Consider the following 13,444-nt stretch of genomic DNA (forward strand, 5'->3'; position numbering starts at 1 on the left):
TCCCTAGCATAAAGACAAAGTACAGGCATACATATGAGATATAGCAAAATCAAGAACATCAAGCTTGGTAGGGGGTGTGTTCATGGGCCCAAGCTGGCTAGCCGTATTTCCCGACAACCTCCAAAGTCTATTGCTCAAGCTGCCGCCTTCTATCTTTCCCCAATTGGAAGAGATACGCATTCGAGAGGGGAGGCCGCTTGAGATTAACACAGGTGGCCGTTACTATTTTCTAACGCCTGAGGGAGAGGTCACAAGAAACCCTCAGGCAGCGTACAAGCCTGAGAAGCAAGACAGCAATCGCCTGCTTGATCTGATTACAAACCATTCGCTGTATACGATGGAGGAGGAGCTTCGAAAGGGCTTCATTACGATAGCGGGCGGTCATCGGATTGGGCTGGCGGGGAGGACTTTATTAAGTGGAGGAAAGGTAGAACACTTACGGGATATCAGTGGATTTAACGTGCGGATCGCCAGAGAGATGAAAGGGATTGCTGACCCGCTTTTACCGAAGTTGCTGGATTTCAAGCACAGAACGGTACATCATACGCTTATTCTTTCACCACCTCAGCACGGCAAAACAACCTTAATTCGCGATCTCGCCCGTCAGATCAGCAGTGGAACCTGGGGGCATCCGGCGGCAGTTTGGCCCGGTCGCAAGGTAGGTGTCATCGACGAACGTTCGGAGATAGCGGGAAGCAAACGAGGGGTACCCGGCTTTGATGTGGGTCCGCGGACCGACGTACTGGACGGCTGTCCCAAGGCCGAGGGCATGATGATGATGATTCGCTCCATGTCTCCGGATGTGTTAATCGTGGATGAGATTGGACGCCCCGAGGACGCAGAAGCATTAGCCGAGGCGCTTCATGCCGGGGTGCGGGTCATCGCTACGGCGCATGGATCTAGCGTTGAAGACTTATCCTCCCGACCTGCCCTGGCTAAGCTAACGGATACCTTCTTCTTCCAGATGTATGTGGTGCTCTCGCGCTCGGAGAAAGGACTGGCATTCAAGCTTTGGGATAGCAAGCGAAGAGGGGTGCCGTTTGCGGGAGCGGCATGGAAGGGCAGGGAAGAGCATGGTTAAAATGTTCGGAGCCGCGCTCGTCCTGCTGGCCGCAACGCTGGCGGGGTGGATCCAGGCCAGACAATTTGCTGCTCGTCCTAATCAGATTCGTCGCTTGATTCTCGCTCTGAAACGGCTGGAGACCGAGATTATGTATGGCTTTACGCCGCTCCCCGATGCGATGCGCCGTATCGGAGAGCAAGCCCAAGAGCCGATCAGGTCCCTGTTCATCAGGACAGCGGACAATATGGACTCCGAGCAGCAATGGACAGCCCAGCAAAGTCTGGAACATGCGGCGATGAAGCTGTGGGGACATACCGCTATGAAGAGTTCCGAGCAGGAAGTTATCCGCCAGTTAAGCTACACACTCGGGACAAGCGATCGCCAGGATCAACTGGGTCATTTGGCCACGGCGGTCCGGCAATTGGAGAGCGAAGAATCCGTGGCGCGTGAAGACCAGGCCCGTTATGAGAAGATGTATCGAAGCTTAGGATTATTGTGCGGAGCGTTCATCGTCATTTTATTCTACTAAATTACCCATTTCCTCCACGGCCGATTGCCGCCTGTGAAATCGTTAGCGAGGTGCCAAATCAATGAACATAGAAGTGAACGCCATCTTTCAGATTGCGGGCATCGGTATCATAATCGCCATGATCCATACTGTGTTGAAGCAGATGGGCAAGGAAGACATGGCGCATTGGGTGACGTTGATCGGATTCGTCGTTGTACTATTCATGGTCATCCGGCTGCTTGACAGTCTGTTCCAGGAAATTAAATCGATCTTCTTGTTTCAGTAGGTGAATTCCTATGGAAATCATCCAAATTGTCGGGCTTGGCCTGATTGCCACTGTACTGATTTTGGTCATCAAAGAAACAAAGCCACTATTCGCTTTCCTGATTGCCACAAGTACCGGAATTCTCATTTTCTTATATCTGATCGGGAAAATTGGCGGCATCATCGAAGTGCTTGAGGATCTGGCCGATAAATCCGGGGTCGAGATGATCTATCTTAAGACACTTCTCAAAATTATCGGAATTGCCTATATTGCTGAGTTCGGGGCACAAATTGTGCGGGATGCCGGACAAGAGAGTATCGCCAGCAAAATTGAAATGGCCGGAAAGGTCTTCATCATGGTGCTTGCCATTCCGATTATCAGCATCATTGTCGAGACCGTCATCAAGCTGCTGCCGGCTTAGCGCTCGTCCAATCCCCCGAATGCTAAATGTCTGAAGAATGAAATGCGTACTTCATGAGGATGGGGGAGAGGGAGGATGGAGGCCTATAACGGACGAGGGCATGGGAGAACGCTAATCCTGCTCGTTCTGGGCTTGATCTTGTTCTGGAATGTGCCGTTTCTGGCCTCCGCTGCTCCAGGAGCGGATGATAACTGGATTCAACGACAAGCCGAGGAATTGCCCATTGATCAAGTCGAAGCTTACTGGCAGCAGTTAATGAAGGAGTATGGCGGATTTTTTCCCGATCAGAAGGTTCCCACCTTTATGGAGATGTTGCTACAGCAAGACCAGAGCTTTAGCCTGAAATCCGGTTTGTCGGGCTTGATGCGGTATATGTGGCATGAGGTGCTCTACAACGGACATATTCTGGTCACCATCGTGTTGCTCTCGATTTTCAGCCTGATCCTGGAGACTCTCCAAACTGCATTCGAGCGCAAGCAAGTTAGTAAGGTGGCTTATTCCATCTGTTATATGGTCATTTTGGTACTGGCCATCAATAGCTTCCGAGTGTCAATTACTTACGCAACGAATGCAATCAGCGGAATGATTGATTTTATGATGGCGATGGTGCCGCTGCTCTTTACCCTGCTGGCCTCTATGGGGAATGCGGTAACGGTTACGGTGACACATCCCTTGGTTGTATTCATGGTACATGTGGTTGGAACGGCCGTACATACGGTGATCTTCCCGTTGTTATTCTTCTCAGCCGTACTGCATATCGTCAGTTCCTTATCGGATAAATACAAGCTGACTCAACTCGCCAACTTACTACGCACCGTAAGTATGGCCCTACTGGGTATCCTGCTGACCATCTTCCTTGGAGTTATCTCCGTGAAAGGGATTGCCGGTTCAGTAGCAGATGGGGTGACACTGCGGGCAGCCAAATATTTGACCGGTAATTTTATTCCCGTGGTGGGCAAGGTGTTCGCCGATGCTACGGATACTGTGATCTCCGCCTCCTTGCTGGTCAAGAATTCCATCGGTCTGGTGGGTGTCATTATTCTGCTGCTGCTTTGCGCGTTCCCGGCCATCAAGATCATTACGTTGTCCCTTATCTTTAACTTGGCTGGAGCGGTGATGCAGCCGCTAGGAGATTCCCCCATCGTGACCTGTCTGGAGACGATCGGGAAAAGTATGCTGTATGTATTCGCCGCCCTGGCGGCGGTGGGGCTGATGTTCTTCCTGGCTATTACGATCATGCTTACAGCGGGGAACATTACGGTCATGATGAGATAGACATCTTCATCCTGACGCACGAACACAAGGTGGTGAGCGCGTGAACTGGCTGGCCGAATGGCTGCGGGAAATTATCTCTATCGTCTTGATTGCCGTTTTTATCGAGCTGCTCTTGCCTAACCGCGCTATGGAGCGTTACGTCAGGTTCGTCGTCAGTCTTCTGATCTTGCTTACACTTCTATCTCCGGTCATTAAGTTGTTCTCGGACGATGCAGCGCAGCAATTGGAGGCGGCATTCTCGCAAGGTATGGATGGATTAGAGGATCAGCAAATAGGGGAGAGCACCGAGGTCATTCTAAAGCAGGGCGAGAAGCTGAAGCAGAAGCGGGAAGAGGAGGCTTTGGTCTGGGCTGGAGAAGAAGCTGCCAGACAGATGAAGGATCAGATTGAACGGGAGACAGGACGCTTCGTAGATCGCGTATCCGTCAAGCTGATTACGGAGCCAGGGGGCAAGAATGCAACTTCTCCCCAGCCGATCATCGCCTCGGTAGAGGTTGTCATGGCCCAGACTTTACCGGGGAAGCAGGAAGAACAATATGCTGCCACGAGGCCAACACAAGTGGCGATTGCACCGGTAGAGAAGATTCAGATCGAGATTGATCAGGAGGCCAAGACCAATACGGATAGACCGGCCGATAGCACAGCAGTAATCGCAGGTACAAGTACGGAAGAAAGCGAAGAAGCTTCAACCGGGGCGGCCGGGAATTCAGGTCACCAGTTGGCTCAGCAAATCGAACAATTGCTCCGGCAACAATGGGGCGTGGGGGAAGAGACGGTCACAATTATTGATCCGCAAGCCTAAAGCAAGCGGGCAAACGTCAGGGAGGTGAAGCATATGCCGGGATGGCTGAAGAAGCTGGAACAATGGTTAGGCCGAGGAACTGAAGGCAAGAAGACGGTGAATACCTTCCGTTTGCTCTTGATTCTCGGATTAGTGGGTGTCGCCATCATGCTGTTCAACTCATTTGTCAACGTGAAGCAGGTGGATACCGAGGGAGGGGGCAGTAGGGAGCCTCCAGTGATGCAGGAGTTATCCGGATTTACAGGCGAGTCGGAGAATGATGATTTTGCCGGAATTGAGTCGGGTCTGGAGAATAAGACCAAGGAGATTTTGGAGAAGATTGTCGGCGTTGGTGCCGTTGATGTGCTGGTGACCATCGATTCAACCGAGGAAATCGTGGTCCAACGCAATATGAAGGATTCGCAGGAACTCACAGAAGAAAGTGATGCAGACGGAGGCAGGCGGCATATAACCCAATACACACGAGACGGTCAAATCGTCACTTACGATGCTTCGGCGGGACAGCAGCCCATCGTCACCAAGAAGATCAAGCCAAAGGTTCGAGGGGTACTGGTTGTGGCAAGAGGGGCCGAAAACAAGACGGTCAAGGGTCTGATTGTGGATGCGGTCGAGAAGGGCCTGAATGTCCCTGCTTATCGAATCTCTGTTGTACCGCGCAAGCAGTCTCAATAAATTTTAACCCCATTATCTAGGAGGAATTTAAACATGAAATCCAAAAGACAAACGATTTGGTTAGTGTCTATGCTCAGCTTGATGGTCATTTTATCCGCTTATTATTTGTTTACAGAAGATGGTCCTGCCCCAGCCGCTCCGGTTGACGGACAACAGGTTAACGTGGCGGATAGCGGTGTATTGCCGAATAACGAAGATCAAACCCTGGGGGACGATGTTATTCTCTCGGAGGTTACAACGGATGGTAGTGAGAACGGCAGTGCGATTACAGATGAGGAGGATGCAGCAACCTTGCCGGAAGGTCAGGAGGAAGGTGCAGAGGGCTCTGAAGTGACCAAGGAAGAGACCTCATCCGCGGAGGAAACACCAGCAACCGGGACCACATCGACAGAGGACGGCTCCACGAATACGGCTGCTCCAAGCGTAACGGACGAAGATGTATTAAGCGAAGTAGAAGCCCAGGGTGTGTCGTCTATGGATACTTTGACAGCTTATCAGTTCGAGCGGACTCAAGAGAACATGAAGAAGCAGGAAGAATTGATGCAAACCATCAGCGATGTAGACAAAACAGTGAGCGAATCGGCTATGGCTCAACAACAACTGAACGCACTTGAGGAGAAGGAAGCCAAGATTTATGACATTGAAGAGAAGCTCAAGCAGCAATATGCTAATGCTGTGGTGACGGAGGCAGATGATAAGTTCAAGGTTGTTGTTGTCAGCGAGAAGATGGAAGCCAAGGAAGCGGTTAGCATCATGGACTTGATTATCAAAGAGCTCGACATCGCTCAGGATAAGGTCAGCGTTCAGTACGTGACACAGTAATAGCAACGGTTACCTTGGAAGCCTTAAGTGCATAATCGTTGGAAAGAGCCCAGGGCAAACTTGGGCTCTTTCCATTTTGATTGATTATGATATAATACATAAAGTTATGGACTGTAAATGCTTGTCACTGGGCTAAAGCTTTCCCTATAAAGCTGAAGGAGAGAGTGAAAATATGTTTAAACTGAATGAAATTAAAGAATTGATCGAACTATTGGATAAGACATCCGTGCAAGAGCTGGAGATTGAGAATGAAGGCGCTCGTTTGTGTATTCGTAAACCTGGAGTCAGTGAGGTTGTTCATGTCGGGTCTCCGGTCGTACCTGCAGCAGTACAACATATCTCAACCGCCTCATCGGCACCTGCTGTCCTTGAAACTGCAACCCAGCAAGCGGAGGAATTGGCGAGAGCCGCTGCACCGGCCGCTAACTTACATACGATAGTTTCACCGATGGTAGGAACCTTCTATCGTTCCTCTTCCCCGGAAGCCCAGCCTTTTGTCAACATCGGAGATAAGGTAGGCGAGAAAACGACGGTCTGCATTATCGAAGCGATGAAGCTGATGAATGAGCTGGAAGCTGAAGTCAAGGGCGAAATTGCCGAGATTCTCGTGGAAAATGGTCAAATGGTAGAGTACGGACAACCTCTCTTCTTGGTGAAGCCGGAGTAGCTACATCGTACGGCACCCGCACCTGACAAAGAGTGAGGGTCGTCAGCTTTCCAAAGGAGGAAATGAGACACTTATGAAATTTCATAAAATATTAATCGCAAACCGCGGCGAAATTGCGGTTAGGATTATTCGCGCCTGCCGCGAACTGGGCATTTCCACGGTGGCGGTATATTCCGAGGCAGATAAGGATTCGCTGCATGTGCGGCTGGCTGATGAAGCCTATTGTATCGGGCCTACCTTGTCCAAGGACAGTTACTTGAATTTGACCAATCTGATGAGCGTTGCCACCCTGACGGAATGTGATGCTATTCATCCAGGCTATGGATTTTTGGCCGAGAATGCCGATTTTGCAGAAATCTGCGGTTCGTGCAACATTACGTTCATCGGTCCATCTCCCGAGGCAATTACGCGTATGGGGGATAAGGCGGTAGCGAAGCAGACGATGAAGGATGCGAAGGTGCCGGTTATTCCTGGTACGGACGGACTCGTTGAGGACATCGATGAAGCGATCATGATTGCCCGGGATATCGGTTATCCCGTCATTATTAAGGCTACTGCCGGGGGCGGAGGCAAAGGAATCCGTATCGCGGAGGACGAGCATTCGCTGATCAAGCAGATTACGACTGCACAGCAGGAAGCTCAGAAGGCATTCGGTAATGCTGGCGTGTATCTGGAGAAATATCTGATCGGTATGAAGCATGTAGAGATTCAAATTATCGCCGACAAGCACGGCAATGCGGCTTATCTGGGTGAGCGGGATTGCTCGATTCAGCGCCGCCGCCAGAAGCTGATTGAAGAGGCGCCATGCCCAATCCTTACGGAGGAGAAGCGCCGTGAGATGGGTGAAGCCGCCGTCCGCGCAGCCCTGGCCGTGAATTATTCCGGGGCGGGAACGCTGGAATTTCTACTTAGCCCTGACGGTCATTTCTACTTCATGGAGATGAACACCAGAATCCAGGTTGAGCATCCGGTTACAGAAATGGTTACGGGTATTGATCTGATTCAGGAGATGATCTCCGTGGCTGAGGGCAACCCTCTTTCGTTCAGTCAGGAAGATGTTGAACTGAACGGTTGGTCGATTGAGTGCCGCATCAACGCTGAGGATTCTTCACGTAACTTCATGCCTTCCCCTGGGAAGATCGGATTTTACTTGCCGCCGGGAGGTCCAGGTGTGCGTGTAGACAGCAGCGCTTATCCTGGTTATACGATTTCTCCGCATTATGATTCCATGATCGCGAAGCTGATCGTTTGGGGAGCAACGCGGGAAGAAGCTATTGCCAAGATGAAACGGGCCTTATCTGAATTTGCTATTGAAGGCATTCATACGACCATTCCTTTTCATCAGAGATTGCTGGAGCACCCTGCCTTCCTCAAAGGTGATTTTGATATTAAATTTCTGGAAGAAAACGAGATTTAAGAAGCTGCTTACTCGTTTGTCATAATGAACCCGAAATGATATAGTATGTATAATAAGTGCGCGGCTCTATCGCTATTGCGGCGTCATACTTATTGAGAGGTGGATGAATAGAATGAGCACATTGCCTACGGAATTCGAACGTACAGATATCGGTGAGATTCAGATTGCACCAGAGGTTATCGAAGTCATCGCTGGCCTGGCTACTGTTGAAGTCCAGGGTGTCGCTGGAATGAGCGGAGGTTTTGCCGGAGGCATCGCTGAATTGCTCGGCAGAAAGAACCTGTCCAAGGGTGTTAAGGTGGAAGTTGGACAACGCGAAGCGGCCGTTGACGTATCGGTAATTGTGGAGTATGGCAATCGTCTACCTGAAGTAGCTTCAGAAATTCAACGCAATGTCAAACGCTCGATCGAGACGATGACGGGACTGAACGTAGTGGAAGTGAACGTACATATTCACGACGTCATCTTCAAAACAACGGAGCGTGTTGAAGAATTGGAGCCGGCTCACCGGGTGAAATAATGTTGGATCATGAACCCCCGACCGTTCTGGGTCAGGGGTTTACTGTAATTTTCAGCGTGGACACGCTGCACCAAGGAGGCTGTACTTGTCGTGGCCAAAATTTTAGATCGATTGTTGTTGTTTATCTATAGCTTGAGTATTGCCATATTGGCTCTGTTTGCGATTCTTTTGCTGACAAAGGTCTTGCCTTTGGGTGAGAATGTCCTGAAGCACCAAGCTTATTACATTAGTGCCTGGACGGTTGTCATCATTTTGTTGCTGCTTAGCATCCGTTTTTTCTACATATCGGTGCGCAGAGATCGGGCGTCGATGTCTTCGATCGATCAACGGACGGAATATGGTGATATTCAAATTTCGGTAGAGACGATTGAAAATCTGTCGTACAAGGCGGCATCCCGTGTTCGCGGCATCAAGGAAGTCAAGACGCGTATTCGAATTACAGAAGCGGGTCTGGAAATTGTAGTTCGTGCCATGGTAGATGGAGAAAGCTCCATTCCGTCGCTGACGGAAGAAGTCCAGAAGCAGGTTCATGACCATGTGGAGGAGATAACGGGAATTCCTGTAACGTATGTCTCGGTATACATCGCCAATCTGGTTCATTCACCGGTGATCAAAAGCCGGGTTGAATAGAGGTGAGCAGCAAGGTGTTCTGGAAGCAATTGTGGGAGAATTACAAAGGACGCTTGCTTGGAATAGCGGCGGCCCTGTTCTTATGTCCGATCTATCTGTTTTTTGGATTTTGGAATATGCTGTTCTGTGCCTTACTGTTGTTTATCGGATACACGGTAGGCAAACAGAAGGACTTGGAGGGAGGCCCATTTCTGCCCTGGGGCCGGATTTGGGAATGGTTGTCTTCACGCTGGCGCCCTTTTAAATGATCCCTGTAATATGCTTTCTCCAGAAAAAGAGCTGAGGAACGATTCTTGCCCATTTTGTGGAGTAAGCCTGTTACGGGTCTTTTTTTGTTCAGGTGGCAGATAGAAGCGTCATTTTGTGGATACTGATAACTATGGGATACACGGCTTAAGATTAATTTTAGGAGGAAAACCATGAAACGGCGATTAGCCAGAGAGATTGCGGTGCAGAGCATGTACCAGATGGAAATGAATGAGGTGGATGCGGAAGAAGCGGTGATGATGCTGCTGACGGAAGCAGCGGGGGAAAATGAAAGTGAAGTGGAATTATCCGATATCGACGCGACCAAAGCGTTCGTATTGGAACTGATCGGGGGAACCTGGGGCCATAAAGAGGCCATTGACGAATTGTTGGTTGACTATCTGAAGGGCTGGCAGCTTAGCCGGTTGTCCAAAGTGGATCGGCAGGTGCTTCGGCTTGCAACGTACGAAATGGTATTTCGTGACGACGTTCCAGGCAAAGTGGCTGTCAATGAAGCTATTGAATTGGCCAAGCACTTCGGGACCGGAGATTCCGGTAAATTCGTGAATGGCGTACTTGGCAAGATGATTCAGGATGTCGAGCAATTGAAGAGCAAACGATAATTCACAGAGTAAAGTAGAGGAGAGATGACATGTCAGCACCTATCATTAACGGAAAACAAATTTCAGAGGATATTCGGGGAAGTTTGCGCGAGGAAGTGCAGCAACTGGTGAAGCAAGGCTTCACGCCAGGGCTGGCAGTCGTGCTGGTTGGTGAAGATCCGGCATCTCAAGTCTATGTACGTAATAAAGAGAAGGCCTGTCATGATTTGGGTTACTATTCTGAAGTTCACCGTTTGCCAGCCGAGACCTCGCAAGAAGAATTGCTGGCGCTGGTGGATAAGCTGAACCATCAAGCCAATATCCACGGCATTCTGGTCCAGTTGCCTTTGCCTGGGCATATTGAGGAGAAGTGCGTCATTGATGCTATCTCGGTAGAGAAGGACGTTGACGGCTTCCATCCGGTGAACGTGGGTAATCTGGTCATCGGCGACGACAGTCTGTTGCCTTGCACTCCTGCTGGCGTCATTGAGTTAATCAAGCGCACGGGTACCCCGATCTCGGGCAAGCATGCAGTGGTTATCGGGCGGAGCAATATCGTCGGCAAGCCGGTATCCCTGCTGCTGCAACGGGAGAACGCTACGGTTACGATGTGTCATTCTCGCACTGCCAATATGAAGGAGCTAACCCAGCAAGCAGATATCCTGGTGGTTGCTATTGGACGAGCCAATTTTGTGGATGCCTCCTATGTGAAGCCGGGAGCCGTTGTTATCGACGTTGGTATGAACCGTCTTGATAATGGCAAGCTGGCGGGAGATGTGGATTACGAAAGTGTTCGGGAAATCTCCGGCCCCATTACACCTGTTCCTGGCGGTGTTGGTCCGATGACGATTACGATGTTAATGCAAAATACACTGATTGCGGCCAAGAGACTGCAAGGTCTGGCTTAACAGGCTACAGGATGGGCGTTACTAGCCTGGAAAGGGGAGGTTCTGGTGCAGCCGCAGCGAATTTTATCGGTTAGGGAATTAAACCGCTATATGCGGATGAAGCTGGAATCTGACGCGACGCTGGCAGATGTCTGGATTCGCGGAGAAATCTCCAACTTCACGCATCACTCCAGCGGGCACATGTACTTTACGCTCAAGGATACGGACAGTCGCATCAAATGCATCATGTTTGCTTCGCATAACCAGCGGCTCCCATTTAAGCCGAAGGAAGGCGCGCGGGTCATCGCGCGCGGGAACGTCTCCGTCTACGAACGGGATGGGCAATATCAGTTCTATGCGACCCATATGCAGCCGGATGGCATCGGCAGCCTGTATCTGGCCTTCGAGCAATTGAAGCAGAAGCTGGAGGGAGAAGGCCTGTTTGCCCCGCAGCGGAAGCGACCATTGCCGCGCTATCCGCGCACAATCGGTGTAGTGACCTCACCGACGGGCGCGGCGGTGAGGGATATCTTGACCACGCTGGCGCGGCGTTACCCGCAGGCGGCGGTAGTTCTCTACCCCGTGCTGGTTCAGGGCAAAGGGGCAGCGCCCTCGATCGTGAAGGCGCTTCGTACCCTGAACGACATGGGCGAGGCCGACGTATTGATCGTCGGCCGGGGCGGCGGCTCGCTCGAGGAGCTATGGGCGTTCAACGAGGAGCAGGTCGCTCGTGCGATCTACGAATCGGCGATTCCGGTCATTTCGGCCGTCGGCCATGAGACCGATTTTACGATCGCCGATTTTGTCGCCGACCTGCGGGCGGCAACGCCCACAGCGGCCGCCGAGCTGGCCGTGCCGCATACCGCGGAGCTGCGTGCTCAGCTCCGCCAGCGCGAGCAGATGCTGCAGCAGGGCCTGCAGCATCGCCTGCGGCAAGCGCGCGAGCGGCTTGGCCGCTTGCAGCGCTCGCCGGCGCTCTTGCAGCCGCGGCGCAGCTTGCTCCAGCACGCAGAGCGGCTGGACAGGCTGTCAGCGCGGCTTGGCGAGCGCACCGCGCTGCGGCTGCAACTGGCGGATGCGGCGCATGGCCGCCTGCGTCAGCGCCTCCTGCGATATCATCCGCAGGAGACGTTGCAATTTGCGCTAAGGCGTCAGCAGGGAGCTGACCGTTTGCTGCGGCAATCGATGCTCAGCATGCTGCGAGATAGCTCACGTCAGCTAACGGCGCATATCCGTCAACTGGATGCGTTAAGTCCGCTCAAGGTGATGGGGCGGGGGTATAGCCTTGTTTATGACGAAACAGGCACGAAGCTGGTTAAATCATTGGCCCAGGTGGAGCTTGGGGACAAGATACGAGTGGCTATGACGGATGGAGAGTTAGATTGCCAAGTATGGGGCATGAGGGCGGAAGGAGCGGGTAAAGATGAAGAAGCAGGCGGAAAAGACTAACAGTCCGGCAGAACAGCCGGAGGTTAATTTCGAAGAGGCCATGCAGCAGTTGGAGAATATCGTCTCCGAGCTTGAGCGGGGCGATGTGCCGCTGGAGAAGGCAATAGACTTGTTCCAGCAGGGGATGCAGCTTTCGCAACTATGTGGACAGAAGCTGGCTGAGGTAGAGCGTAAAATCGAGATGATAGTCGAAGAGGACGGCGAAATTGCTAAGCAGCCGTTTCAGCCGCCGCTAGGCGAGCCAAGTGACTTCTGAACAGAGAGCGGGGATCTTCTTGCAGCAGCACAAGCAGACAGCATTAGATGAATATATGAATGAGGTTGGCCGTGCCGTGATATCCGGGCTGACCTCAAGCATTCCCGCAGCATGGGATGTTCCAGAGAACCTGCGGAAAGCGATGGAATACTCATTGATGGCAGGTGGAAAAAGATTGCGTCCACTGCTCGTCGTGGCTGCGGCGGAAGCGTTGGGTGGTAGCCGGGAAGCTGCCTTGCCCGTCGCCTGCGCCGTGGAAATGGTGCATACGTACTCACTGATTCATGACGACCTGCCCGCCCTGGATAATGATGACTTCCGTCGCGGCAAGCCAACCAGCCACAAAGTATTCGGTGAAGCGATGGCTATTTTAGCTGGGGACGGATTGTTAACGCATGCCTTCTACAGTGTAGTTCAAGCCGGAACCGAGCATGGCGTGCCGGCCGAGAATGTATTGGCCATCGTGCAAGAATTATCCCGCTTTGCCGGTCCTGCCGGGATGGTGGGGGGGCAGGTGGCTGATATGGAGGGGGAGCAGGGATTAACTGCCCTGGAGCAACTCCGATTCATCCATGAGCATAAGACGGGCGATTTAATCGTATTCTGTCTCAAGGCAGGCGGGCGCATTGCCTCTGCCACAGAAACTCAGCTTGAGGCCTTGGAACGCTTTGGCCGGGCTCTGGGTCATGCCTTTCAAATTCAGGACGATATTCTGGATTTAGTAGGCGATGAGGGCAAGCTGGGTAAGAAGACGCAAAGCGATATCAAGCAGGAGAAGGTTACTTATCCTTATTTCCTTGGTATTGATGGTTCTCGTGCGGAAGCGGATCGCCTTACCGTAGAAGCCAAGCAAGCCATTCAGTCAGCTTGTATTCCTTATCCTCAGCGTTTATTGGAAATCGCCGATTTTCTATTGTATCGCGATCATTAATCGATTTCTGA

18 protein-coding genes are annotated in these 13,444 nt (G+C 51.6%); all 18 read left to right on the forward strand.

Translation table 11 applies throughout. From position 1 onward, the window contains the following. Positions 1-82 precede the first annotated feature (82 nt). Positions 83-1,081, forward strand: a complete 999-nt coding sequence (spoIIIAA, locus tag AC1VOR_RS09030; RefSeq protein WP_482617305.1) for a stage III sporulation protein AA — start codon at positions 83-85, stop codon at positions 1,079-1,081. Beyond that, a complete protein-coding gene (gene spoIIIAB / locus AC1VOR_RS09035; RefSeq protein WP_482617306.1) occupies positions 1,074-1,592 on the forward strand; it encodes a stage III sporulation protein SpoIIIAB in 519 nt (172 codons plus the stop codon). Before spoIIIAA ends, spoIIIAB begins: the two co-directional genes overlap by 8 nt. Before the next feature lie 61 nt (positions 1,593-1,653). Next, positions 1,654-1,857: a stage III sporulation protein AC gene (gene spoIIIAC / locus AC1VOR_RS09040; protein ID WP_009225775.1), complete on the forward strand. Its 204-nt coding sequence runs from the start codon at positions 1,654-1,656 to the stop codon at positions 1,855-1,857. A 10-nt stretch (positions 1,858-1,867) separates the two neighbouring features. After that, a complete protein-coding gene (spoIIIAD, locus tag AC1VOR_RS09045) occupies positions 1,868-2,257 on the forward strand; it encodes a stage III sporulation protein AD (RefSeq protein ID WP_059052362.1) in 390 nt (129 codons plus the stop codon). A 75-nt stretch (positions 2,258-2,332) separates the two neighbouring features. Next, positions 2,333-3,532, forward strand: a complete 1,200-nt coding sequence (spoIIIAE, locus tag AC1VOR_RS09050) for a stage III sporulation protein AE (RefSeq protein ID WP_482617307.1) — start codon at positions 2,333-2,335, stop codon at positions 3,530-3,532. A gap of 40 nt (positions 3,533-3,572) precedes the next feature. Then, positions 3,573-4,334, forward strand: coding sequence for a stage III sporulation protein AF (gene spoIIIAF / locus AC1VOR_RS09055; protein WP_482617308.1), 762 nt, complete (start codon positions 3,573-3,575; stop codon positions 4,332-4,334). 33 nt (positions 4,335-4,367) lie between these two features. Next, complete coding sequence (gene spoIIIAG, locus AC1VOR_RS09060) at positions 4,368-5,006, forward strand: stage III sporulation protein AG (protein WP_482617309.1); 639 nt, start codon at positions 4,368-4,370, stop codon at positions 5,004-5,006. Positions 5,007-5,039: 33 nt separating this feature from the next. Beyond that, positions 5,040-5,828, forward strand: a complete 789-nt coding sequence (locus tag AC1VOR_RS09065) for a SpoIIIAH-like family protein (protein ID WP_482617310.1) — start codon at positions 5,040-5,042, stop codon at positions 5,826-5,828. Positions 5,829-6,000: 172 nt separating this feature from the next. After that, the gene (gene accB, locus AC1VOR_RS09070) at positions 6,001-6,495 is read left to right on the forward strand and encodes an acetyl-CoA carboxylase biotin carboxyl carrier protein (RefSeq protein WP_482617311.1); all 495 of its coding nucleotides are present in this window, start codon (positions 6,001-6,003) and stop codon (positions 6,493-6,495) included. Between the two features lie 73 nt (positions 6,496-6,568). Continuing rightward, positions 6,569-7,912 carry an acetyl-CoA carboxylase biotin carboxylase subunit gene (accC, locus tag AC1VOR_RS09075; protein ID WP_482617312.1) on the forward strand — a complete coding sequence of 448 codons (1,344 nt, stop codon included), beginning with the start codon at positions 6,569-6,571 and terminating at the stop codon, positions 7,910-7,912. A 112-nt stretch (positions 7,913-8,024) separates the two neighbouring features. Beyond that, on the forward strand, positions 8,025-8,432 hold the full coding sequence (locus tag AC1VOR_RS09080) for an Asp23/Gls24 family envelope stress response protein (RefSeq protein ID WP_059052369.1): 408 nt from the start codon (positions 8,025-8,027) through the stop codon (positions 8,430-8,432). A gap of 90 nt (positions 8,433-8,522) precedes the next feature. Beyond that, positions 8,523-9,062, forward strand: coding sequence for an alkaline shock response membrane anchor protein AmaP (amaP, locus tag AC1VOR_RS09085; protein ID WP_059052370.1), 540 nt, complete (start codon positions 8,523-8,525; stop codon positions 9,060-9,062). 2 nt (positions 9,063-9,064) lie between these two features. After that, positions 9,065-9,310, forward strand: coding sequence for a DUF2273 domain-containing protein (locus AC1VOR_RS09090; protein WP_392396874.1), 246 nt, complete (start codon positions 9,065-9,067; stop codon positions 9,308-9,310). Positions 9,311-9,481: 171 nt separating this feature from the next. After that, positions 9,482-9,931 carry a transcription antitermination factor NusB gene (nusB, locus tag AC1VOR_RS09095; RefSeq protein WP_059052372.1) on the forward strand — a complete coding sequence of 150 codons (450 nt, stop codon included), beginning with the start codon at positions 9,482-9,484 and terminating at the stop codon, positions 9,929-9,931. 29 nt (positions 9,932-9,960) lie between these two features. Continuing rightward, the gene (gene folD / locus AC1VOR_RS09100) at positions 9,961-10,818 is read left to right on the forward strand and encodes a bifunctional methylenetetrahydrofolate dehydrogenase/methenyltetrahydrofolate cyclohydrolase FolD (protein ID WP_482617313.1); all 858 of its coding nucleotides are present in this window, start codon (positions 9,961-9,963) and stop codon (positions 10,816-10,818) included. Between the two features lie 90 nt (positions 10,819-10,908). Continuing rightward, positions 10,909-12,246, forward strand: coding sequence for an exodeoxyribonuclease VII large subunit (gene xseA, locus AC1VOR_RS09105; RefSeq protein WP_482617679.1), 1,338 nt, complete (start codon positions 10,909-10,911; stop codon positions 12,244-12,246). Next, the gene (xseB, locus tag AC1VOR_RS09110) at positions 12,221-12,502 is read left to right on the forward strand and encodes an exodeoxyribonuclease VII small subunit (protein WP_482617314.1); all 282 of its coding nucleotides are present in this window, start codon (positions 12,221-12,223) and stop codon (positions 12,500-12,502) included. The genes xseA and xseB overlap by 26 nt, the downstream gene beginning before the upstream one ends. A gap of 55 nt (positions 12,503-12,557) precedes the next feature. Next, positions 12,558-13,433: a polyprenyl synthetase family protein gene (locus tag AC1VOR_RS09115; protein WP_482617680.1), complete on the forward strand. Its 876-nt coding sequence runs from the start codon at positions 12,558-12,560 to the stop codon at positions 13,431-13,433. Positions 13,434-13,444 lie beyond the last annotated feature (11 nt).

This window comes from Paenibacillus sp. 1SOY10, from assembly GCF_056836745.1.